Origin of the sequence: Bacillus sp. 2CMS4F, from assembly GCF_023161785.1 — a bacterium.
Lineage (GTDB): Bacteria > Bacillota > Bacilli > Bacillales > Bacillaceae > Bacillus > Bacillus halotolerans.
The window spans coordinates 57249-82538 of the sequence record NZ_JALNTO010000003.1 but is presented as its reverse complement, the minus strand read 5'-3'; the positions used below and the strand labels follow the sequence as shown (position 1 = coordinate 82538).

General features: G+C 48.3%; 13 protein-coding genes and 1 pseudogene. 6 read left to right on the top strand and 8 right to left on the bottom strand.

Features of this window, described 5'->3' with window-relative positions; translation table 11 throughout:
• Window positions 1–3 precede the first annotated feature (3 nt).
• The 4 genes from srfAB (at window position 4) to MTN95_RS07175 (ending at window position 16707) form a co-directional block, all read left to right on the top strand.
• The gene (gene srfAB, locus MTN95_RS21715; protein ID WP_483861564.1) at window positions 4–10758 is read left to right on the top strand and encodes a surfactin non-ribosomal peptide synthetase SrfAB; all 10755 of its coding nucleotides are present in this window, start codon (window positions 4–6) and stop codon (window positions 10756–10758) included.
• 37 nt (window positions 10759–10795) lie between these two features.
• The gene (gene srfAC, locus MTN95_RS07185) at window positions 10796–14623 is read left to right on the top strand and encodes a non-ribosomal peptide synthetase (RefSeq protein WP_248337516.1); all 3828 of its coding nucleotides are present in this window, start codon (window positions 10796–10798) and stop codon (window positions 14621–14623) included.
• 27 nt (window positions 14624–14650) lie between these two features.
• Window positions 14651–15382 (top strand): thioesterase II family protein, encoded by a 732-nt coding sequence (srfAD, locus tag MTN95_RS07180; protein WP_248337514.1) that lies wholly within the window; start codon window positions 14651–14653, stop codon window positions 15380–15382.
• A 101-nt stretch (window positions 15383–15483) separates the two neighbouring features.
• The gene (locus MTN95_RS07175) at window positions 15484–16707 is read left to right on the top strand and encodes an MFS transporter (protein ID WP_248337512.1); all 1224 of its coding nucleotides are present in this window, start codon (window positions 15484–15486) and stop codon (window positions 16705–16707) included.
• Window positions 16708–16816: 109 nt separating this feature from the next.
• Here the strand turns inward: MTN95_RS07175 and MTN95_RS07170 are convergent, their stop codons facing one another.
• Window positions 16817–17347: a YcxB family protein gene (locus MTN95_RS07170; RefSeq protein WP_105991518.1), complete on the bottom strand. Its 531-nt coding sequence runs from the start codon at window positions 17345–17347 to the stop codon at window positions 16817–16819.
• A 49-nt stretch (window positions 17348–17396) separates the two neighbouring features.
• Window positions 17397–18338, bottom strand: a complete 942-nt coding sequence (locus MTN95_RS07165; protein ID WP_044161909.1) for a DMT family transporter — start codon at window positions 18336–18338, stop codon at window positions 17397–17399.
• Window positions 18339–18461: 123 nt separating this feature from the next.
• On the opposite strand from MTN95_RS07165, the gene MTN95_RS07160 reads away from it, so the two are divergent.
• A complete protein-coding gene (locus MTN95_RS07160) occupies window positions 18462–19796 on the top strand; it encodes an aminotransferase-like domain-containing protein (RefSeq protein ID WP_105955222.1) in 1335 nt (444 codons plus the stop codon).
• Here MTN95_RS07160 and MTN95_RS07155 read toward each other — a convergent pair.
• The 6 genes from MTN95_RS07155 to bsdA all read right to left on the bottom strand — a co-directional run bounded on the left by MTN95_RS07155 (window position 19791) and on the right by bsdA (window position 24584).
• The gene (locus MTN95_RS07155) at window positions 19791–20465 is read right to left on the bottom strand and encodes a 4'-phosphopantetheinyl transferase family protein (RefSeq protein ID WP_059291970.1); all 675 of its coding nucleotides are present in this window, start codon (window positions 20463–20465) and stop codon (window positions 19791–19793) included. The two genes, MTN95_RS07160 and MTN95_RS07155, sit on opposite strands and share 6 nt — an antisense overlap.
• 104 nt (window positions 20466–20569) lie before the next feature.
• A complete protein-coding gene (locus tag MTN95_RS07150; RefSeq protein WP_024120192.1) occupies window positions 20570–21217 on the bottom strand; it encodes a YczE/YyaS/YitT family protein in 648 nt (215 codons plus the stop codon).
• Between the two features lie 124 nt (window positions 21218–21341).
• Window positions 21342–22085 carry a cystine ABC transporter ATP-binding protein TcyC gene (gene tcyC / locus MTN95_RS07145; RefSeq protein WP_024120193.1) on the bottom strand — a complete coding sequence of 248 codons (744 nt, stop codon included), beginning with the start codon at window positions 22083–22085 and terminating at the stop codon, window positions 21342–21344.
• A gap of 13 nt (window positions 22086–22098) precedes the next feature.
• The gene (gene tcyB / locus MTN95_RS07140) at window positions 22099–22803 is read right to left on the bottom strand and encodes a cystine ABC transporter permease TcyB (protein ID WP_059334481.1); all 705 of its coding nucleotides are present in this window, start codon (window positions 22801–22803) and stop codon (window positions 22099–22101) included.
• Window positions 22790–23596 carry a cystine ABC transporter substrate-binding lipoprotein TcyA gene (gene tcyA / locus MTN95_RS07135; RefSeq protein ID WP_105991513.1) on the bottom strand — a complete coding sequence of 269 codons (807 nt, stop codon included), beginning with the start codon at window positions 23594–23596 and terminating at the stop codon, window positions 22790–22792. The genes tcyB and tcyA overlap by 14 nt, the downstream gene beginning before the upstream one ends.
• Before the next feature lie 115 nt (window positions 23597–23711).
• The gene (gene bsdA / locus MTN95_RS07130; RefSeq protein WP_044161902.1) at window positions 23712–24584 is read right to left on the bottom strand and encodes a transcriptional regulator BsdA; all 873 of its coding nucleotides are present in this window, start codon (window positions 24582–24584) and stop codon (window positions 23712–23714) included.
• A gap of 88 nt (window positions 24585–24672) precedes the next feature.
• On the opposite strand from bsdA, the pseudogene MTN95_RS07125 reads away from it, so the two are divergent.
• Window positions 24673–25288, top strand: a pseudogene (locus MTN95_RS07125) (non-oxidative hydroxyarylic acid decarboxylases subunit B).
• The last annotated feature ends 2 nt before the right edge of the window (window positions 25289–25290 follow it).

The following is a 25290-nucleotide window of genomic DNA, read 5'->3' as shown; positions in this document are numbered from 1 at the left end:
CATATGAGCAAAAAATCGATTCAAAAGGTGTATGCACTTACACCGATGCAGGAAGGAATGCTGTATCATGCGATGCTTGATCCGCATTCTTCCTCTTACTTCACACAATTAGAGCTTGGCATTCAAGGTGTTTTTGATCTGGGAATATTTGAGAAAAGCGTCAATGAACTGATCCGGTCATACGATATTCTCCGTACGGTATTTGTGCACCAGCAGCTGCAAAAGCCGCGTCAGGTTGTGTTAGCGGAACGCAAGACAAAGGTGCACTATGAAGATATCAGTCATGCAGATGAGGATCGCCAGAAAGACCACATTGAGCGTTACAAACAAGACGTTCAGCGCCAAGGCTTTAACCTGGCCAAAGACATTTTGTTCAAGGTGGCAGTTTTCCGCCTTGATGCAGATCAGCTGTATCTTGTCTGGAGCAATCACCATATTATGATGGACGGCTGGAGCATGGGCGTGCTGATGAAAAGCCTGTTCCAAAACTACGAAGCGCTCAGAGCAGGCCGCACACCTGCAAACGGGCAGGGCAAGCCATATTCCGACTATATTAAGTGGCTTGGAAAACAGGACAATGAAGAAGCGGAAGGCTACTGGAGCGAACGCTTGGCGGATTTTGAACAGCCAAGCGTGCTCCCGGGCCGCTTGCCGGAGAAAAAAGAAGAGTATGTGAACAGAGAATACTCATTTACATGGGATGAGGAACTGGTTGCACGCATTCAGCAAACGGCGAACCGCCATCAAGTGACGGGGCCTAACCTGTTTCAGGCGATCTGGGGAATCGTCCTCAGCAAATATAACTTTACAAATGATGTTGTCTTCGGCACGGTCGTATCGGGACGGCCGTCTGAAATCAACGGAATTGAAACAATGGCGGGGCTCTTTATCAATACCATTCCGGTGCGTGTAAAGGTTGATCAGCAGTCTACATTCGCTGATATTTTCACAGACGTTCAGCAGCATGCGGTGGAGGCGGAGCGCTACGATTACGTGCCGCTTTACGAGATTCAAAAACGTTCAGCCTTGGACAGCAGTCTTTTGAACCATCTCGTCGCTTTTGAAAATTATCCGCTTGATCAAGAGCTTGAAAACGGCAGCATGGAAGACCGGCTCGGGTTCTCTATTAAGGTTGAGAGCGCATTTGAACAAACAAGCTTTGATTTCAACCTCATTGTTTACCCGGGTAAAACATGGACCGTCAAAATCAAATATAACGGCGCTGCATTTGATTCTGCTTTTATTGAACGGACAGCAGGACATCTCACCCGCATGATGACAGCCGCTGTTGAGCGGCCGGACGCTTTTGTGCGTGAGCACGGGCTTGTGGGAGAAGAAGAGCAGCGGCAAATTGTGGAGACCTTTAACAGCACTTCATCAGAACTCCCTGAAGGAATGGCTGTTCATCAAGTATTTGAAGAACAAGCAAAGCGGACACCGGCAAGTACTGCCCTCGTATATGAAGGAGCCGAGCTGACATACCGCGAGCTGAACGAAGCGGCGAACCGCCTGGCGAGAAAGCTCATTGGGCAAGGTCTGCAAAAGGGTGAAGCGGCAGCCATTATGAATGACCGTTCGGCAGACACTGTTGCCGCCATGCTGGCTGTTTTAAAAGCAGGCGCCGCATATGTGCCGCTTGATCCCGCACTTCCGGAGGATCGGCTCCGTTTCATGGCGGAGGACAGCTCGATTCGGATCGCTTTAGCTGGAGAGGCATATACAAAACAGGCAAAGCAGCTGCAAGTACCGGTTCTCCCGCTGGAAGGCGTCTTTGAAGGGAATGAAACAGCTGACAATCTGAATCTGCCCGCCGATTCGTCTGACCTGGCTTACATCATGTACACGTCAGGTTCGACCGGAAAACCGAAAGGCGTCATGATCGAACATAAAAGCATTCTGCGTCTCGTTAAAAATGCAGGATACGTTCCTGTTCATGAAGAAGACCGCATGGCGCAAACGGGAGCTGTCAGCTTTGATGCCGGTACATTTGAGGTCTTTGGCGCGCTGCTGAACGGGGCTGCGCTTTATCCGGTGAAAAAAGAGACACTGCTTGACGCGACACGGTTTTCAGCGTTCCTCCGTGAGCAGAAAATTACGACGATGTGGCTGACATCGCCATTATTCAACCAGCTTGCTGCAAAGGATGCCGGCATGTTCGGCACACTGCGCCATTTAATCATCGGCGGAGACGCGCTCGTGCCGCATATTGTAAGTAAAGTGAAACAGGCATCGCCGTCGCTTGCTCTGTGGAACGGATACGGACCGACAGAAAATACGACATTTTCTACAAGCTTTCTGATTGATCGCGAGTACAGCGGTTCAATTCCAATCGGGAAGCCAATCGGAAATTCCACTGCATACATCATGGATGAGCAGCAGCGCCTGCAGCCGATCGGCGCGCCCGGTGAACTGTGTGTCGGCGGAAGCGGCGTGGCACGGGGCTACGTCAACCTCCCAGAGCTGACGAAGAAGCAATTTCTCGAAGATCCATTCAGACCGGGTGAAAAAATTTATCGAACTGGCGACTTGGCGAGATGGCTTCCGGACGGGAATATCGAGTTTTTAGGAAGAATTGATAACCAGGTGAAGGTGCGCGGGTTCCGGATTGAGCTTGGCGAAATCGAAACCAAATTGAACATGGCCGAACATGTGACAGAGGCTGCCGTGATCATTCGCAAAAACAAAGCGGATGAAAATGAAATCTGCGCGTACTTTACGGCGGATCGCGAAGTGTCTGTGAGCGGGCTGAGAAAAACGCTGTCTCAATCATTGCCTGACTATATGGTTCCTGCCCATTTGATCCAGATGGACAGCCTGCCGCTTACACCAAACGGAAAAATCAATAAAAAAGAACTGCCTGCGCCTCAATCAGACGCTGTGCAGTCTGAATATGCAGCACCCAAAACAGAGAGTGAAAAGAAATTAGCCGAGATTTGGGAAGGGATACTCGGCGTTAAAGCAGGCGTTACAGATAACTTCTTTATGATCGGCGGACATTCTCTGAAGGCCATGATGATGACGGCGAAAATTCAAGAGCATTTCCACAAGGAAGTACCGATTAAAGTGCTTTTTGAAAAGCCGACCATCCAAGAACTGGCACTGTATTTGGAAGAGAGCGAAAGCAAGGAGGAGCAGACGTTTGAACCGATCAGGCAAGCACCTTATCAGCAGCATTATCCTGTTTCCCCGGCCCAGCGGAGAATGTACATCCTCAATCAGCTTGGACAAGCAAGCACAAGCTACAACGTCCCTGCTGTACTTTTGCTGGAGGGAGAAGTAAACAAAGACCGGCTTGAACATGCGATTCAGCAATTAATCAACCGGCACGAAATTCTCCGTACGTCGTTTGACATGATAGACGGAGAAGTCGTACAGACCGTTCATAAAAACATATCGTTCCAGCTGGAGGCTGCCAAGGGACGGGAAGAAGACGCGGAAGAGCTGATCAAATCGTTTATTCAGCCGTTTGAGTTAAACCGCGCGCCGCTCGTCCGTTCGAAGCTTATCCAGCTTGAAGAAGAACGCCATCTGCTGCTCATTGATATGCATCATATCATTACGGACGGCAGCTCGACAGGCATTCTCATCGGCGATCTCGCCAAAATCTATCAAGGCGCAGATCTGGAGCTCCCGCAGATTCACTATAAAGATTACGCTGTCTGGCAAAAAGAACATGCGGATCATCAAAAGGATGAAGCATACTGGCTGGATACGTTTAAAGGCGAGCTGCCGGTTCTTGATCTTCCGGCGGATTTCCCGCGTCCTGCAGAACGGAGCTTTTCCGGGGAGCGCGTCATGTTCGGGCTGGATAAACAAATCACAGCTCAAATCAAATCGCTGCTGTCAGAAACGGACACAACAATGTACATGTTCCTTTTAGCCGCATTTCATGTACTGCTTTCTAAGTACGCGTCACAGGATGACATCATCGTCGGCTCACCGACTGCGGGCAGAACGCATCCTGATCTGCAAGGTGTGCCGGGTATGTTTGTCAACACGGTGGCATTACGGACAGCGCCTGCGGGGGACAAAACCTTTGCGCAATTCCTAGACGAAGTCAAAACGGTCAGTCTTCAAGCATTCGAGCACCAAAGCTATCCGCTTGAGGAACTGATTGAAAAACTGCCGCTCACAAGGGACACAAGCCGAAGCCCGCTGTTCAGCGTCATGTTCAACATGCAGAACATGGAGATTCCTTCTTTGAAATTAGGAGATTTGAAGATTTCTTCTTATTCCATGCTTCATCACGTGGCGAAATTTGATCTGTCCTTGGAAGCTGTCGAACGGGAAGAAGAAATCGGTTTAAGCTTTGACTACGCAACTGCCTTGTTTAAGGACGAGACGATCCGCCGCTGGAGCAGCCACTTCGTCAATTTGATCAAAGCAGCTGCGGTTAATCCGAACGTACGGCTGTCTGATTTAGAGATTCTTTCACCAGTTGAAACGGCAGCTTTGCTTGAAGAGAAAAAACAAACCACTCATTCTGGCAATGATACGTTTGCGTCACTTTTCGAAAAACAGGTGCAGCAAACACCTGATCATCCGGCTGTGATTTGTGGCGGAAATCAGCTGACCTACCGTGAGCTCGATGAACAGGCGAACCAGCTGGCGCATCATTTGCGCGCGCACGGGGCAGGAAGTGAAGACATCGTAGCCGTCGTCATGGATCGTTCAGCTGACCTAATGACAGCTGTTCTTGGTGTCATGAAGGCGGGAGCAGCTTTCCTTCCGATTGATCCGGATACGCCTGAGGAACGAATCCGCTATTCATTAGAAGACAGCGGTGCGAGATTTACAGTCGTGAATGAAAGAAATATGACTGCCATAGGGAAATATCAAGGAACCGTCATCAGCATCGATCAAGCGGATTGGCGGAACGAAAGCAAGGAGCGTCCGGAACCGATTTCTGGGCCTCAGAATCTTGCATATATCATTTACACATCCGGCACGACCGGGAAACCGAAGGGTGTGCAGATTGAGCACCGCAATCTGACAAACTATGTTTCTTGGTTTAGCAAAGAGGCAGGGCTGGCTGAAACGGATAAGTCTGTCTTGCTTTCGTCTTACGCATTCGACTTGGGGTATACAAGCATTTTCCCTGTGCTTCAAGCAGGCGGTGAGCTTCACATTGTGCCGAAAGAAACATATACGGCGCCCGATCAGATTGGCCGTTATATCAAGGAACATAGCATCACGTATATCAAGCTGACACCGTCCCTGTTCCATACGATGGTGAACACGGCCAGCTTTACAAAGGAGCCGCACTTTGAATCCCTGCGCTTGATTGTGTTGGGAGGAGAAAAGATCATTCCGGCTGATGTTTTAGCTTTCAGCAAGGTATATCAGCATACCGAATTTATCAATCACTACGGTCCGACCGAAGCAACGATCGGCGCCATTGCCGGACGGGTTGACCTGACTGAACCTGACACATTCGCGAAACGGCCGACAATCGGACGGCCGATTGCCAATACCGGCGCACTTGTCTTAAATGAATCATTGAAGCTTGTGCCTTCGGGAGCAAGCGGCCAGCTATATATCACGGGGCAGGGGCTTGCCAGAGGATATCTCAGCCGTCCTCAGCTCACATCCGAGAAATTTGTGGAAAACCCGTATGCGCCGGGCAGCCTGATGTACAAGACCGGAGATGTCGTCCGGAGACTGGCTGACGGCACGATTGAATTTATCGGCCGGGCTGATGATCAGGTGAAAATCCGCGGCTACCGCATAGAGCCGAAAGAAATTGAAACGGTCATGCTTAGCCTCAGCGAAGTTCAGGAAGCGGTTGTGCTTGCGGTTTCTGAGGGCGGGCTTCAAGAGCTTTGCGCGTATTATACGGCGGGTCAAGCCATTGAAAAAGCAGAGATCCGGAAACAGCTTTCACAAATACTGCCGTCTCATATGATCCCTGCCTTCTTTGTGCAGGTGGACGCCATCCCGCTCACGGCAAATGGGAAAACCGATAAAAACGCATTGCCGAAGCCGAACGCAGCGCAATCCGGATATGAAGCGTCAGCTGCTCCGGAAACAGCGCTTGAAGAAAGCCTTTGCCGCATCTGGCAGAAAACACTCGGCATTGAAGCGATTGGAATAGATGACAACTTCTTCGATTTAGGCGGCCATTCACTAAAAGGAATGATGCTCATCGCCAATATACAGGCAGAATTGGAGAAAACCGTGCCGCTTAAAGCGCTGTTCGAGCAGCCGACTGTACGCCAGCTGGCGGCTTATATGGAGGAATCGGCAGCATCAGGCGGCTATCGCATGCTGAAGCCTGCTGACAAACAGGATGTGTATCCATTGTCATCCGCGCAGAAACGGATGTACGTGCTCAATCAGCTTGACCGGCAGACGATCAGCTATAATATGCCATCGGTTCTTCTTATGGAAGGCGAGCTTCACATTTCGCGCCTGCGGGAATCACTCAACCAGCTCGTAAACCGTCATGAATCATTGCGCACATCATTTACAGAAGCAGACGGAGAGCCTGTCCAGCGCATTGTTGAGGAGGCATCAATTGATCTTCACGTGTTTGATGCAGAAGAGGGCGAGGCGGAACAGAAGATTAAAGAATTTATCCGGCCATTCAACTTAAGCGGCGCTCCGCTCATTCGCGCGGCATTACTCCGAATCGCAGACCAAAAACATCTGCTTCTATTGGATATGCATCACATTATCGCGGATGGTGTATCAAGAGGTATTTTCGTTAAAGAATTGGCACTGCTTTATAAAGGCGAACAGCTTCCGGAGCCGAAGCTTCATTATAAAGATTTCGCTGTTTGGCAAAATGAAGCCGGACAGAAAGAACGGATGAAGGAGCATGAGCAATACTGGCTTTCAGTTCTCTCAGGCGAACTGCCGGAGCTTGACCTTCCGCTCGATTACACCCGACCGCCTGTTCAAAGCTTTGAAGGGGATACTGTCCGTTTCCGTGCGGAAAGCGGAACGGCAAAGGCGATTGAGAAACTCCTAGCAGAAACGGGAACGACTTTGCATATGGTGCTTCACACCGTCTTCCATGTCTTTTTAAGCAAAATCTCCGGACAGCGGGATATCGTGATCGGCTCGGTTACAGCAGGCCGCACGAATGCCGACGTGCAAAACATGCCGGGTATGTTCGTCAATACGCTCGCACTGAGAATGGAAGCAAGGGAAGAGCAGACATTTGCAGAGCTTTTGGAGCAAGCGAAGGAGACAAATCTGTCAGCGCTTGAGCATCAGGAGTATCCGTTTGAAGACCTGGTCAACCAGTTAGACCTCCCTCGGGATATGAGCCGGAATCCATTGTTTAATGTGATGGTTACGACAGAAAACCCTGATAAAGAACAGCTTGAGCTGCAAGATCTCACAATTTCACCTTATGAGGCACATCAAGGAACATCCAAGTTTGACCTCACATTAGGCGGTTTCGCTGACGAAAACGGCATCGGTCTGCAGCTGGAATATGCGACTGACCTATTCTCAAGAGAAACTGCTGAGCAATGGAGCGAATACGTCCTGCGATTATTGCGGGTTGCGGCGGAAAATCCAAACCAGCCGCTTTCCAGCCTGTCGCTCGTCAACGAGACAGAAAAACAAACGCTTTTGGAGGCATGGAAAGGAAAAACACTGCCTGTGCCGACAAACAAAACGGTTCATCAGCTGTTTGAAGAAACCGTTCAGCGCCACAAGGACCGCCCGGCTGTCACGTATAACGGGCAGTCATGGACGTACGGCGAGCTGAATGCGAAGGCGAACCGTCTGGCGCGGATTTTGATTGACTGCGGCATTAGTGCGGATGAACGCGTCGGCATTCTCACGAAGCCGTCGCTTGAAATGTCCGCTGCGGTGCTCGGTGTCCTGAAGGCAGGAGCGGCATTTGTGCCGATTGACCCTGACTATCCTGATCAGCGGATTGAATATATCCTACAGGACAGCGGCGCGACGCTTCTCTTGAAACAGGAAGGCATCTCAGTGCCGGACAGCTACACGGGCGAGGTCATTCTTCTTGACGGCAACCGCACGATCCTGAGTCTGCCGCTTGATGAAAACGATGAGGAAAATCCGCAGACCGACACAACCGCGGATCACCTTGCTTATATGATTTATACGTCAGGAACGACCGGACAGCCGAAGGGTGTTATGATCGAGCACCATGCGCTTGTGAATCTGTGCTTCTGGCATCATGACGCGTTCGGCATGACGGCGGAGGACCGCAGTGCGAAGTACGCGGGCTTCGGGTTCGATGCTTCCATTTGGGAGATGTTCCCGACCTGGACGATCGGCGCTGAGCTTCACGTCATTGATGAAGCGATCCGCCTTGATATCACCCGCCTGAATGACTATTTCGAAACGCACAACGTCACAATCACGTTCCTGCCGACACAGCTGGCGGAACAGTTCATGGAGCTTGAGAACACATCACTTCGCGTGCTTTTGACCGGAGGGGACAAGCTGAAGCGTGCGGTTAAGCAGCCGTACACGATTGTCAACAACTACGGGCCGACCGAAAACACTGTCGTTGCGACGAGCACAGAAATCAATCCGGAGGAAGGCTCGCTTTCCATCGGTCGCGCGATCGCCAATACGAGAGTGTACATTCTCAGCGAAAGCCATCAGGTTCAGCCGGAAGGCGTGGCCGGAGAGCTTTGTGTGGCGGGACGCGGACTGGCGCGCGGCTATCTGAACAGGGAAGACGAAACCGCGAAGCGGTTTGTCGCCGATCCGTTCGTGCCGGGTGAACGCATGTACAAAACAGGCGATTTGGTGAAATGGACTGGCGGCGGCATCGAATACATCGGCCGGATCGACCAGCAGGTCAAAGTCCGCGGCTACCGAATCGAGCTGTCAGAAATTGAAGTGCAGCTGGCCCAGCTTTCTGAGGTGCAGGATGCGGCAGTGACAGCTGTAAAAGATAAAGGCGGCAATACAGCGATCGCGGCGTATGTCACACCGGAAACAGCTGACATAGAAGCGCTGAAGTCAGCTCTGAAGGAAACCCTGCCGGACTACATGATCCCGGCGTTCTGGGTGACATTAAACGAGCTTCCGGTTACCGCAAACGGAAAAGTAGACCGCAAAGTGCTGCCGGAGCCGGACATCGAAGCAGGAAGCGGAGAATACAAAGCGCCGTCCACTGACATGGAAGAGCTGCTTGCCGGCATTTGGCAGGACGTGCTCGGTATTTCTGAAGTCGGTGTCAGCGACAATTTCTTCTCGCTCGGCGGAGATTCCATTAAAGGAATCCAGATGGCGAGCCGCTTGAACCAGCACGGCTGGAAGCTGGAAATGAAGGATCTCTTCCAGCACCCGACGATTGAAGAACTGACACAATATGTGGAGCGTGCCGAAGGCAAACAGGCAGACCAAGGCCCTGTGGAGGGCGAAGTTATCCTGACGCCGATCCAGCGCTGGTTCTTTGAAAAGAACTTCACAAACAAACACCACTGGAATCAGTCGGTCATGCTTCATTCTGCGAAGGGCTTCGATCCGGAACGGGTTGAAAAGACATTGCAGGCACTGATTGAACATCATGACGCGCTGCGCATGGTCTACCGTGAAGAAAACGGCGATATCATTCAAGCGTATAAACGGATAGACGAATGCGAGGTCAGCTTCGAAATCGTTGATCTGTACGGCTCAGATGAAGATATGCTGAAAAGCCAGATTAAGGTTCTCGCTGACAGTCTGCAAAGCAGTCTCGACCTGCAAAACGGTCCGCTTCTGAAAGGGGAGCTATACCGCACGGAAGCAGGGGATCATCTGCTCATCGCTGTACACCATCTCGTGGTCGACGGCGTATCATGGCGGATTTTACTTGAGGACTTTGCATCAGGCTACGTGCAGGCTGAGAACGAAGAGAAAATCGTCTTCCCGCAAAAAACGAATTCCTTCAAGGATTGGGCGGAAGAATTGGCGGCATTCAGCCAATCAGCACACCTTTTGCAGCAGGCTGAATACTGGGCGCAAATTGACGCTGAAGAGGTTTCTGCTGTACCGAAGGATGATGAAACAGAGGAGCGGATTGTCAAACATACATCATCCGTCATCTGCGAATTAAATGAAGAAGACACTAAACACCTCTTAACAGATGTTCATCAGCCATATGGAACCGAGATCAATGATATTCTCCTCAGTGCGCTCGGATTAACGATGAAAGAATGGACAGACGGTGTCAAAATCGGCATCAATCTTGAGGGGCACGGACGGGAAGACATCATCCCGAATGTGAACATCTCCAGAACGGTTGGCTGGTTTACGGCACAATATCCTGTTGTGCTCGACATGTCTGAAACAGATGTCTCAGCGGTCATCAAAGCAGTCAAAGAAAACCTGCGCCGCGTTCCGGACAAAGGCGTCGGATACGGCATTCTCCGCTACTTTACAGAACAAGCGGGAGCGCAAGGCTTCACACCGGAAATCAGCTTTAACTATTTAGGCCAATTCGACAGTGAAGTGAAAACGGATTTCTTTGAACCGTCTGCTTTCGATATGGGACGCCAAGTGAGCGAAGAATCAGAAGCCCTGTACGCTTTAAGCTTCAGCGGCATGATCAGAAACGGACGTTTTGTCCTTTCTTGCTCCTACAATGAGAAGGAATATGAAAGAGCAACGGTCGAAGCACAAATGGAGCGGTTTAAAGAAAACCTCCTCCTGATCATCCGCCATTGTACGGAAAAAGAGGACAAGGAATTCACACCGAGCGACTTCAGTGCGGGAGACCTTGAAATGGATGAGATGGGCGATATCTTTGACATGCTTGAGGAGAATTTGAAATAAAAATGCAAGGGAATTACAGAAGGCGGGAGCGAAACATATGAGTCAATTTAGCAAAGATCAGGTTCAAGATATGTATTACCTATCGCCGATGCAGGAGGGGATGCTGTTTCATACCATCCTTAATCCCGGCCAGAGCTTTTACCTTGAACAAATTACGATGAAAGTAAAGGGCGACTTCAATATCAAATGCCTTGAAGAAAGCATGAATGTCATCATGGACCGGTACGATGTATTTCGTACCGTGTTCATTCACGAAAAAGTAAAAAGGCCCGTCCAAGTCGTATTAAAAAAACGTCAATTTCATATAGAAGAAATGGATCTGACACATTTATCCGAAAGTGAACAAACGGACAAAATCAATGAATACAAAGCACAGGATAAGATCAAAGGCTTTGATTTAACGCGGGATATTCCGATGAGGGCAGCCATCTTCAAAAAAGCTGACAACAGCTTTGAATGGGTGTGGAGCTACCACCACATTATTTTGGACGGATGGTGCTTCGGCATCGTCGTGCAGGATCTGTTTAAGGTATACAATGCTTTGCGCGAACAAAAGCCGTACAGTCTGCCGCCTGTCAAACCGTATAAGGAATACATCAAGTGGCTTGAAAAGCAGGATAAACAAGCATCGCTCCGCTACTGGCGCGAGTACTTGGAAGACTTTGAAGGACAGACGACGTTTGCGGAGCAAAGAAAGAAACAAAAGGAAGGGTACGAACCGAAAGAACTTCTCTTCTCACTGCCGGAAGCGGAAACAAAAGCTTTTACAGAGCTTGCGAAATCTCAGCACACCACTTTGAGTACCGCTTTACAGGCAGTTTGGAGCGTACTGATCAGCCGTTATCAGCGGTCTGACGATTTGGCTTTCGGTACAGTCGTTTCCGGACGTCCCGCGGAAATCAAAGGCGTTGAACATATGGTCGGCCTGTTTATCAACGTTGTTCCAAGAAGAGTGAAATTGGCTGAAAACATGACATTCAACGGTTTGCTCAAGCAGCTTCAGGAGCAGTCACTTGAGTCAGAACCGCATCAATATGTGCCGCTTTATGACATCCAAAGCCAAGCCAACCAGCCGAAATTGATTGACCACATCATCGTGTTTGAAAATTATCCGCTTCAGGATGCAAGCAATGAAGAAAGCAGTCAAAACGGATTCGATATGGAGGATGTCCATGTATTTGAGAAGTCAAATTACGATCTCAATTTGATGGCCTCCCCGGGTGACGAAATGCTGATCAAGCTTGCCTATAATGAGAATGTGTTTGATGAAGCGTTTATGCTGCGCTTAAAATCCCAGCTTCTCACAGCGATTCAGCAGCTTATTCAGCATCCGGATCAGCCTGTCAGCACCATTGATTTCATTGACGAAAAAGAAAAAGAGTACTTGCTTAACGGCTTAAATCCGGCACCTCAAACGTGTGAGCCAAAACCTCTGACGGATTGGTTCAAGGAGGCGGTGGACGTCAATCCAAGTGCACCGGCGCTCACATTTGCAGGCCGAACGCTGTCCTATCACGAATTAGACGAGGAAACGAACCGCCTCGCACGCCGTTTGCAAAAGCAAGGGGCAGGCAAAGGCTCAGTTGTTGCATTGTACACGAAGCGCTCGCTGGAACTGGTGATTGGGATTCTCGGTGTGTTAAAAGCGGGAGCTGCTTATGTGCCGGTTGATCCTAAGCTGCCGGATGACCGAATTTCATATATGCTGACCGACAGCGGGGCGGCTTGTCTGCTTACACATCAAGAGATGAAAGAGCAAGCGAATCGGCTGCCATTTACAGGCCAAACACTCATCATTGATGATCCCATCCGTTTTGAAGAAGAGGCAAGCGATCCTGAAACCGCGATTGCACCCGATGATGCGGCGTATATCATGTATACATCAGGCACAACCGGAAAACCAAAGGGAAATATCACGACGCATGCCAATATTCAAGGATTAGTGAAGTACGTTGACTACATGACGTTTTCTGAAAAAGACACGTTCTTATCTGTATCGAATTACGCTTTTGACGCATTTACCTTTGATTTCTATGCTTCCATTTTGAATGGAGCAAGGCTGATTATCGCAGATGAAAATACACTGCTTGATACAGACCGTCTCACGAGTCTCATCCGTCAAGAGAATGTCAGCGTCATGTTTGCGACCACAGCTTTATTTAATCTTCTCACAGATGCAGGAGAGGATTGGCTGAAGGGGCTTCGCTGTGTGTTATTTGGCGGGGAACGCGCGTCTGTGCCTCACGTCAGGAAAGCGCTGCGGATCATGGGGCCGGGCAAGCTGATTAACTGCTACGGCCCGACTGAGGGCACGGTGTTTGCAACGGCTCACGTCGTGCACGAGATTCCGGAGTCTATCTCCTCACTGCCGATCGGAAAGCCGATCAGCAACGCAAGTATTTATATTCTCAATGAATCAAATCAGCTCCAGCCATTCGGAGCGGTCGGTGAACTATGCATCAGCGGAATGGGTGTATCAAAAGGCTATGTAAACCGTGATGAGCTGACCAAGCAGAAATTTACCGCCAACCCGTTCAAACCGGGAGAAACACTTTACCGCACAGGGGATCTCGCTCGCTGGCTGCCTGACGGAACAATTGAATACGCCGGCCGTATTGATGATCAAGTGAAAATACGGGGACACCGGATCGAGCTGGAAGAAATCGAAAAACAGCTGCAGGAATATCCCGGAGTAAAAGACGCGGTCGTCGTGGTGGACCGCCGCGAGTCTGGGGACGCATCAATTAACGCCTACCTCGTGAACCGGACACAGCTTTCAGCAGGAGACGTTAAGGCACACCTGAAAAAACAGCTTCCTGCTTATATGGTGCCGCAGACATTTACGTTCTTGGACGAGCTTCCTTTAACAACAAACGGAAAAGTCAATAAACGTCTGCTGCCAAAACCGGAGCAAGATCAGATATCGCAAGAATGGATTGGGCCTCGAAATGAAACGGAAGAAACAATCGCGCAAATCTGGTCCGAGCTTCTTGGCAGAAAGCAAGTCGGCATCCATGACGATTTCTTCGAGCTTGGCGGCCATTCCTTAAAGGCGATGACAGCCGCTTCTCGCATCAAAAAAGAGCTCGGAATTGACCTCCCGGTGAAGCTATTGTTTGAAGCGCCGACGATTGCCGGCATTTCAGCATATCTGAAAAACGGAGGCTCAGAAGGACTTCAGGACGTTACAATCATGAATCAGGATCAGGATGACATCATTTTCGCATTCCCGCCGGTATTGGGATATGGCTTAATGTATCAGAATCTGGCCAAGCAATTGCCGTCATACAAGCTGTGCGCCTTTGACTTCATTGAAGAGGAAAACCGTCTTGACCGTTATGCCGCTCTGATCAAGGAGCTTCAGCCGGAAGGTCCTGTGACACTGTTTGGTTATTCAGCAGGATGCAGCCTGGCGTTTGAAGCCGCTAAAAAACTTGAAGAGCAGGGACGCACTGTACAGCGGATTATCATGGTGGATTCCTATAAAAAACAAGGCGTCAGTGATCTGGACGGGCGCACGGTCGAAAACGATGTCGAGGCGCTGATGAATGTAAATCGGGACAATGAAGCGCTCAATAGCGAAGCCGTCAAGCAGGGGCTCAAGAAAAAAACACATGCCTTCTACTCATACTACGTCAACCTTATCAGCTCGGGCCAAGTGAAAGCGGACATTGATTTGCTGACCTCTGATCTTGACTTTGAAATGCCTGAATGGCTTTCATCGTGGGAAGAGGCGACAACGGGCGCTTATCGTGTGAAAAAAGGCTTCGGTACACACGCCGAAATGCTGCAGGGCGAATGTCTTGATAGGAATGCCGGGATTTTGCGCGAATTTCTTAATAAACAAACCATAACGCTTTCTTAAGGAAGCGATGAAAGGGGGAGCCGGCCAATGAGCCAACTCTTCAAATCATTTGATGCATCGGAAAAAACGCAGCTGATCTGTTTTCCGTTTGCCGGCGGCTACTCGGCGTCATTTCGCCCTCTCCATGCTTTTTTGCAGGGGGAGTGTGAAATGCTTGCAGCTGAACCGCCCGGGCACGGCACGAATCAGACGTCAGCCGTTGAGGATCTCGAGCAGCTGACTGATTTGTACAAGCAAGAATTACATTTGCATCCAGATCGGCCGTTTGTGCTGTTCGGGCACAGCATGGGCGGCATGATCACCTTCAGGCTGGCGCAAAAACTGGAGCGTGAAGGCATTTTTCCGCAGGCTGTGATTATTTCTGCGATTCAGCCGCCGCATATTCAGCGGAAAAAAGTATCGCATTTGCCTGATGATCAATTTCTCGATCATATTATCAAATTAGGCGGAATGCCCGCAGAGCTCGTTGAAAATAAAGAAGTTATGTCATTTTTTCTTCCTTCGTTCAGATCGGATTACCGGGCTCTTGAACAATTCGAGCTTAACGACATGACACCGATCCAATCGCCGGTCCACGTCTTTAACGGACTGAATGACGAAAAATGCATCCGGGATGCGGAAGGCTGGAAGAAGTGGGCGAAACACATCACGTTCCATGAATTTGACGGCGGGCATATGTTTCTGCTGTCAAATACGGAGGAAGTGGCGGAACGGATTTTTGCGATTTTGAATCAGCATCCGATTTCCAGTTCCCAATGAAAAAGCGGACAGCACTGTGCTGTTCGCTTTTTTTATATAGAATGTAAATTTTTTCATGATATAATAGTCGCAATACTCAAATAAAGGCAGGTCAGGAAAACATGTCTCGGCATATCCTTCGCGCGTCTCCTAAGATGAAATGGTTAATATTGCTGTTCACGTTTGTCTTCGCCATCGGAATGAACTCATTCAGAAATTCCTTTCAATTTTTTATGCTCCCGATGGCAGAGACCTTTCACGCCGATCGGTCGCTGATTTCGGCTTCCGTCAGCATTTTTATGATCACAACGGGAGTCGTTCAGTTTTTTGTCGGCTTTTTTATTGACCGGTTCAGCGTCAGAAAGATTATGGGGATCGGCGCCATTTGTATCAGCGCAAGCTTTTTGACGCTCCCGCATTCGCCGAATGTCCATATATTTTCTGTGATCTACGGAGTGCTCGGCGGAATCGGCTATTCCTGCGCGGTTGGCGTGACGACACAGTATTTTATCAGCCGCTGGTTTGACACGCATAAAGGCTTGGCGCTCGCCATTTTGACCAATGCAAATTCAGCCGGTTTGCTGCTGCTGTCACCGATTTGGGCTGCGGCTCCTTACTATGCAGGCTGGCAAACTGCGTATACAATATTGGGCATTTTCTTAGCGGCTGTCCTGCTGCCTCTTTTGGCCTTCGGAATGAAGCACCCGCCCAATGTTCAAGGTCAGTCCGTGAAAAAATCTTATGACTGGCAGGGATTTTGGAAGGTGTTAAAGCAGTCCCGCCTCATTCATATTCTGTACTTCGGCGTATTTACGTGCGGATTTACGATGGGAATCATTGATGCTCATCTCGTTCCAATGCTGGAGGATGCGCATGTCTCTCATATCAACGGAATGATGGCTGCATTCGGGGCATTTATTATCATCGGGGGATTATTGGCAGGCTGGCTGTCAGATTTGCTTGGCAGCAGAAGCATGATGCTGTCCATTTTGTTTTTCATTCGTCTCATCAGCTTGATCTGCCTGCTCGTTCCCGCACTCGGCATTCATAACAGTGAGCTCTGGTACTTGGGCTTTACGCTGTTATTCGGACTCAGCTACACAGGCGTGATCCCGCTGACCGCTGCGTCCATTTCTGAAAGCTTTCAAACCGGGCTTATCGGCTCGCTCCTAGGCATCAATTTCTTTATCCATCAAATCGCCGGCGCTCTCAGTGTGTATGTGGGCGGATTGTTTTTTGACATGAATCATAATTATTTGCTGATTATTGTTGTGTGTTTGGTGCTTGTAAGTTTATCAGCATTATTGGAGCTGGCGCCAATCAAAAAAAAACAATCATGTTCATAACGAAGAGAGTGTTGAGGGGTAAATCTCCATTAGCTGAAGAGAATGTTACTCAATGGAGCGGCATATCTCATTAACATAAAAAAGAGGGAAAACCCTCTTTTTAAATTTGTCATTTTACTTTTTTGGCACGTACATGTTCTTTTACAAGCTGTCTGAATGAGTGGAGCTCATTTTCGAATACAAAAAAACGTTTAGGAACTAAGATGACCTGGTGACTAGAAGTTTTGATAGAGAAAAAGTGTTTATATTCTGCAACTGCCTTTATTTCATCCCATTCAAACAATGTACTATAGTTTTTGGATTGAATTTGAATGCCTTGCCGGTTAATGGTATATGTCCTTTTGCGTTTTAGCCGTTTATTGTTCTTATAGCTGGTACGCAGCCTTATATAATGAAAAGCAATCAAAAGCAATGTAAAGATCAAGGATAGAATCGCTATGAAAATACCATTATATATCACTTCGAGTGTTTCGCTGTCATAAACGGTAATCGGAAATCCATAAAGCGAATACACCAATAAAGATAGAAGAAAAATATAAATAAAATAAAACAATGCTGATATTCTTTGCCGGGATAAAAAGTAACATCTCATATCTTGTAATGAAATGGCTCCCTCTAGGAAGACACTGTGTTGAATCATTCTTACACTGCACCTCAAACCATTTTTTCTTCAACTCTAACATAACATCTCATTTGTTCATAGAAATGGATTTTTCGGTTTGCTTTCTTTTTCGGAGACCGGCATTGCTTCCCAGCACGCCGATGATAATACAAACCGCACCGGCAAGGTGATACCAGGCTAGGCTTTCGTTCAAAACCACAACTCCGGCAATCATCGTCACGATGGTGGACAAATGATTAAAGGCGCTCATTTTAAACGCCTCAATCCGGGACAGCGCATAGTTGGACATAAACGAAGTCACGAGCGAGGATAACACGCCCAAATACACTATCGCGAGGATAAAGCCGGGTTCCCGGAATGGATGGAAGTAAGTGCCGACCGTTCCGGAAGCGCCGTGCCGAACCAAGGCGATGGCATTGAAGACGACAAATCCAATCGCTGACATGATGTAGGTGAGCTCTATCAGCCGGAAACGCTGTGTCATTTTTCTTGCGGCGGTATTGTACATAGCTGAAGACAGAGCGGACAAGAGAATGAGTACAGATCCCTTTAGGCTGGCCGATTCAACGTTCACACCCTTCATCACAAAAATAAACATGACCCCCGCAACTGATAACACGGTGAAGCCTTTTTGAGCCCACGTCGATCGCTCTTTTAAAAAATAAGCGGCAAAGACCATTGTAAAAATCGGAATCGATGCCTGAATGATCCCGGCTTCAGAGGATGACGAGTACACCAGGCCGAATGCCTGAAAGCTGAAAAACAGCGCCGGATACAGCAGGGCGAGCGGCAAAATAGCCATTACATCTTTTAAACGGATGGACAGCTTCACCCATCCGAATAAGACAGGTATAGTAGCCGCTGCAAACGCAAGGGTGAACCGGTGTGCAAGAATATCAAATGGTTCTGCCGATTGCAGCGCGATTTTTACGAAAAGAAAGGATAACCCGATAATCAAAGCGTTTAACATAGCTGCAAGATAAGCTGAGGTTTGCTGGTTTTTATACATACAGGAAGTGCTCCTTTATATAAATAATAGAGCCGGCCGCTCCCTTTTATTGTATGGGGTGGATAGGAACGGTACAATGAGAAAAACAATGAACTGTACCGGTACAAAACAGGGGGAGAAAGAATGGAGAAGTATATCAGTCTCTTCATACAGATAGAGGAAATGATGCAAAGCAGTGTCTATCAAGAAGGAGACAGGCTGCCTTCCATCAGGCAGCTGTCCGCCCGCTATCAAGTCAGCAAAAGCACGGTGATCCGCGCGCTGCAAGAGCTGGAAAAACGCCATCTTATCTATTCTGTTCCGAAAAGCGGCTATTATCTTGTGAAAAAGACGAGGAAGCCGCATCACGGCAAGTCAGGCCCAATCGACTTTGCAACGTCTGCGCCGGACCCTGATATTTTTCCGTATGTGGATTTTCAGCATTGCATCAACAAAGCGATTGATACATACAAGCATGATTTGTTTCTCTACGGAACGCCGAAGGGCCTCCCGTCGCTCATCCATGTTCTGCAAAAGCTGTTTGCTGATCAGCAGGTATTTGCGGACGAGCGGCATATGTTTATCACATCCGGCGTCCAGCAGGCACTATCCCTGCTATGTGCAATGCCGTTTCCCAATGGGAAAGAGAAGATCGCTATTGAACAACCAGGCTATCATTTGATGATTGAACAGCTGGAGACACTGGGCATCCCTGCATTCGGGATAAAAAGAACGGAGCAGGGGCTTGATTTAGCGGAAGTCGAGCGGCTGTTTCAAACAGAACCGATCAAATTTTTTTATACGATGCCACGCTTCCATAACCCGCTTGGGAGCTCACTGGCCGAACGGGACAAACAAGAGCTGGTAAGATTGGCGGAAGCCTATGACGTCTATCTTGTTGAGGATGACTATCTCGGTGATCTCGAGGAAAATAAAAAGGCAGACCCCCTGTACGCATACGATCTGTCCTCACATGTGATTTATTTAAAAAGCTTTTCAAAAATGATATTTCCCGGCCTTCGCGTGGGGGCCGCCGTTTTGCCAAATGCGCTGACTGACACATTTCATACGTACAAAAAGCTGAACGACATTGACTGCTCGATGATTTCCCAAGCTGCGTTAGAAATTTACATCAAAAGCGGAATGTTCGGCAGGCACAAGGAGAAAATCAGAAATTCCTATAAGGAACGGTTCCTCAGGCTTCATGAAGCCATTCAAACTCACGGACAATCGAGCCGCGGCCGCTTTCTATTTTCCAGCGGCCAGGCCCCGTGCATGCATACCCATCTGGTGCTTCCTGAGGACCTGCCGGCATCAAGAGTGATTCAAAAGATGAAAAAACAAGAGGTTCTCCTTGAAGCGATTGACCGCCATTATTTATCAGACTATCCGAAAGAAAATCTATTAAAAATCAATCTTTCCAATGTGAAGACTGAAGATATTGAGCGCGGCATTAAGCTGCTGATGAGCCATTTATAAAAGCGCTTCGTACGAGATCATCGTGATGTCCTCCGGGAAATCAGGTCGGGCGGCGCACACAGCCATTTTATAGCCGGGATCTACCTCATACGTTTTGATAAAGCAAGGCGTATGGTGTTCCGGAAGCTCGACGGATACTCGGCCATCCTCATGCAGGCGCACGGAGAAGGAGTCAAGCGGCAGCGACAGGCCTTTGCCTTCCTGCTTAATAAAGCTCTCTTTCATAGACCATAGATGATAAAAATAATCGTTTTGCTCGTCTTTATGTTTGGATAAAAGATCGCTGTACTCGTTCTTCGAAAAGAAACGTTCGGCAATCCCGAGGCTGATTGGCTTCATTTTTTCAATATCGACGCCGATCGGATCTGAATCAAACGCGCCGATGACCCAATGGCCGGAGTGGGAAATGTTAAAGTGGGCATTGGGGAGGTCAGGGATGCAAGGCTTCCCGTATTCCTGCGCGCTGAATCGGATATCAGCTTTATTCAGCTGGTACTGCTCGCTGATGACAGAGCGAACAAGCACATCTCCCAGCAGGGTGCGGTGAGCATCTTCTTTATGATAAAATCTCCGGCATTTCTCCCGTTTTTCAGCGGAAACGAAAGACATCAGCCGATCCGATTCTGCCTGTGAAAGCGGGCGGTCCATATAAATTCCGTAAATTTTCATTCTAGATCCTCCGTCTGCAAAAGATTGTCAAAACCATCCTATCATACTTCAACAAGACTCATATAGAGGAGAAAATAAAAAAACAAAGCCGAAGCGGCTTTGTTTTAGTGTATAGGCGGAGTTGCTTTCACAGCGGCTGTCCGCCTTGCCACAGCATAATTCAGCAGCTGGATTGATTGCGGCAACGAAAAGCGCAAAATGATACCGGTGAGGATGGCGGTTAAAATTGTACCTAACCCGATCGGACCGCCCATGCCCCATGCTGCAAACAAAATTGTTATTTCCATGCCGTTCCGCACCCATTGCACATTCCAGCCGGTTTTTTCTGTAATCAGCATCATCAGTGAATCACGCGGCCCCGCGCCAAGGCCCGCTGATACATAAACACCGACGCCGTAGCCGATCAGCAGCACGCCGAGAGAGAAGACGATGACGGAGCCTGTGTAGGTGGAGGGGGCAGGCAGAAGAAAATTGAAAAAATCTATAAAAACACCAATGAGCACCATGTTCAGGATCGCCCCAATTTTTGGCCAAGCCCTCGTAAACAATGACGTGAATCCGACGATGAGCGCTCCAATAATGATGGACCACTGGCCGACGGTAAGCCCGAAGTGCTGAAACAGGCTGTAATGAAATGCATCCCACGGACTGATCCCCAGCGTTTTTCCTTCTATCGTAAGGGATACACCAAAAGACAAAATAAGCAGACCGGCAAAATAAAATGTCCAGCGCAGAACAAGTTCTCGCTTCACGTGAAGTCCCTTCTTTCGTAAAAATCAATCGATTGTCATTGTAGCATATCTGACAAAAGGGCGGAATAGGCGAAAGGGGCTCAACAAAAAAACAGGGCCGCCGGCAGGCGCCCTGTTTAAGGTTTTACAACGGGTTCAAAATTCGATTCAAAAACCGCTGGGTCCGTTCTTCTTTTGGAGCAGAGAAAATTTCCTCAGGCGGCCCCTGCTCCACGATGACGCCGCCGTCAATGAAGACGACTTCGTCCGCCACTTCCTGGGCGAATTTGATTTCGTGGGTAACAACGACCATGGTCCAGCCTTCATTGGCTAAATCCTTGATAACCTTCAGTACGTCACCCACAAGCTCAGGGTCAAGCGCTGAGGTCGGTTCGTCAAACAGCATCAGCTCAGGCTGAATTGCCAGTGCACGGGCGATGCCGACGCGCTGCTGCTGGCCTCCGGAAAGCTGGAACGGATATAAATCCATTTTGTCCTTCAATCCGACTTTATCAAGAAGCTGAATCGCTTCTTTTCTGACTTCCTCTTTGTTTCGTTTTTGCACCTGAACAGGGCCTTCCATCACGTTTTCAAGGGCTGTGCGGTGAGGGAAGAGGTGATACGCCTGAAACACCATTCCCGATTTCCGGCGGAGCTGAAGGATATCCGACTGCTTCACTTTCTTTGAAAAATCGATGGAGAAATCATCAAATGCAAGCTCCCCGCGATTCGGGATCTCCAGCGCGTTCAGACAGCGAAGCAGCGTCGTTTTCCCTGAACCGGAAGGCCCAAGTATAGCGATGACTTTTCCTTTTTCTATCTTCATATCTATCTTTTTTAAAATTTCATTTTGACCGAATGATTTGTTTAATCCTTTAACGGAAAGCATACTCGGAACCTCCTTATTTGGCCACGTAGCGGTCAAGACGCCGTTCGATGACATGCTGGACGAGCGAAAGCAAGAAGCAGATAATCCAATAAATAAAGGCCGCTTCAATATAAATGACTAAAATCTGATCGAGATTGCGCGCGCCGATTTCCTGAGCTTTTCTGAACAGCTCAGCGACGAGAATCTGAGATGCAAGAGATGTATCTTTGATCAGGCTGATAAAGGTATTGGATAATGGCGGGATCGACACACGAAACGCCTGCGGCAAAATGACGCGGAACAGCGTCTTCTGGTGTGTCATGCCGATGGTATAGCCAGCTTCCCATTGCCCCTTCGGCACGGATAAAATAGATGCCCTGATGATTTCAGATGCATAGGCGCCGACGTTTAAGGAAAAGGCAATGACTGCGCTTGGAAAAGGATCTAGTGTAATGTTAAAGGCCGGGAACAGATAGAAAATGATGAACAATTGAACGAGAAGTGGAGTGCCGCGTACGGCGGATACGTATACGCTGAACACCCATCTCAAAGGTCTCACTTTCGACATTCTGGCAAGCGCCGTAATCAGCGCCAGTATCATTCCGAATATAAAGGAAAGAATCGTAAGGGGAATCGTATAGTAGATTCCCCCTGAAAGTATCGGCCAGAATGACTGCTGCACCAGATCCCACGGGATCGCCGTGCCAAGCGTCAGTGCCGGTATATTATTTAGAAACATCTTCGCCGAACCATTTTTTAGAGATTTTAGAAAGAGTCCCGTCCTCTTTCATTTCTTTTAATGCTTTGTTGACTTGGTCAACAACCTCGCCGCTTCCTTTACGGAACGTGAAATACGTTTCCTGCGGATCGCCTGTTTCAAACGCGATTTTTACGTTTTTGTTGCCTGATGTTTTTAAATAGTTTAATACGGCAAGCTTATCGTTGTACGTCATGTCGACGCGGCCTTGCTGGATCATTTGAAGGGCCTGCGCCATGCCTTCAACGCCTTCTACTTTCGCGCCGGCATTTGTAGCTAGTTTGTTATAGTTGCTTGTCAGTGATTGAGCTGACGTTTTTCCTTTTACGTCTTTTTCAGACTTAATATCGTTGTTGTCTTTTTTCGTCACGACAACGGCTCTTGATGTTGTGTATTTGTCTGAGAAGTCATATTGGTTTTCACGATCTGTTTTTCCGACTTGGTTGGCAACGACGTCAAACCGTTTGGAATTCAATCCTGCAAACATACTGTCCCACTGTGTTTCCTTGAATTCGGCTTTCAGTCCAAGGCGTTTTGCGACTTCTGTGATGACTTCCACGTCATAGCCAGTCAGCTTATCATTGTCTTTGTCATGATAAGTGAACGGTTCGTACGTTCCTTCTGTACCGACTGTCAGTACGCCTTTTTTCTTAATTGAAGCCCAAAGATCGCCGTTTTTTCCGTTATCTTTTGACTGATTGTCATTTCCTGCTCCGCAAGCTGCGAGAACTGCAATGCTTACGACCATGAATAAAGCTAAAAGTGCTTTTTTCATTCTATTCCCCACTTTTCTGATTAATTTTGTTGAAATGAAAAAATAGCTTACAAATTTAAAGGATAACTTTTTTTTAGTATGAGTCAAGTATTTGGTTTTCATGAGACAAAAACACTTAAAATAAATTCAAAAATTGCTGTACCGGTTTTGGCAAATAACTGTCAGTTCTCCACATGACAGCCGGTGTCATAACGAAGGGGTTGTTTTCGATTTTAACTGTGTGAATGTGGTTTCTCATATGAACAGGAATCATGGTGACGGGCAGAATGGACGCGCCAAATCCTGATGAGACGAGACTGAGCAGTGTTGCTGAGTCGTGGCATTCACAAACAATACGCGGCTCCAGCTGAAGACGCTGAAATTCATTCATAACCTGGTTATAAACGCCTTTTCCGTTCACAGGCCGCAGCAGAATCAGCGGGAAAGAAGGGATGTCCTCCATTTGAATGGTGTCTCCGCATGTATACCCGGCATCATCAGAAAGAACGAGCACACATGGAATGTCGTCAAGCTTTTTAAATTGGACGGTATCGCTTTTTATCATGGTTGTCGTGACAGCGGCGTCGATTTGCCGGCTTTCCAGCAGCTCTAACAGCGTTGCCGGTTCGTTCTCCCAAATATTAAAGGTGAGGTGCGGATATCTTTCTTTCATTTGCGTCACCTTCTCAAGCATAAGAGCGGCGCAATAAATCGTCGAACCCACAGCCAGCGTGCCGGCAACCTCCTCCCTCAGCTCTTGTACCTCAATGACCGCATCTTCAAACCTGTGCAGAATCTCTTTGGCTCTTTTGAGAAAAATGCTTCCTTCATATGTAAGAGTCATTTGTTTTTTCTTATTACGGTCAAACAATACAACACCCAGCTCATCCTCCAGCTGTTTGAGCTGCCTGCTTAGCGGCGGCTGCGCCATATGGAGTTTTTTGGCGGCAGAGGTGATCTTTTGTTCTTGGGCAATGGTAATGAAATATCGCAGCTGACGAATGTCCAAAGAAGGGCCTCCTTTTATATACCTTTTAGGTATTGATTATAGATTTAACGAATATTTTTCATATGGATATATCAGGAGTATGATTGAAATGAAGACAGAATTCAAGCGTAAAGGAGGGGCAAAATTTGAAACTCGTTGTCGGAATGACAGGGGCAACAGGGGCTATCTTCGGTGTCAGGCTATTAGAATGGCTGAAGGCAGCGGAAGTGGAAACCCATCTCGTTGTGTCTCCTTGGGCTAACGTTACCATCAAACATGAAACAGGCTACACGTTAAAAGAAGTTGAAAAGCTGGCCACATACACATACTCGCACAAGGACCAGGCGGCTGCCATCTCCAGCGGCTCGTTTGATACCGATGGCATGATTGTGGCGCCGTGCAGTATGAAATCGCTTGCGAGCATCCGTACCGGGATGGCGGATAATCTGCTGACTCGCTCGGCTGATGTCATGCTGAAAGAGCGGAAAAAGCTCGTTCTCTTAACAAGAGAGACACCTTTGAACCAGATTCATCTCGAAAATATGCTTGCACTCACAAAAATGGGGACGATTATTCTTCCGCCGATGCCGGCGTTTTATAATCAGCCGAGCAGCTTAGAAGAAATGGTTGACCATATTGTATTCAGAACTTTGGACCAATTCGGCCTGCGCCTTTCTGAGGCAAAGCGCTGGAATGGAATTGAAAAACAAAAAGGAGGAGCTTGATG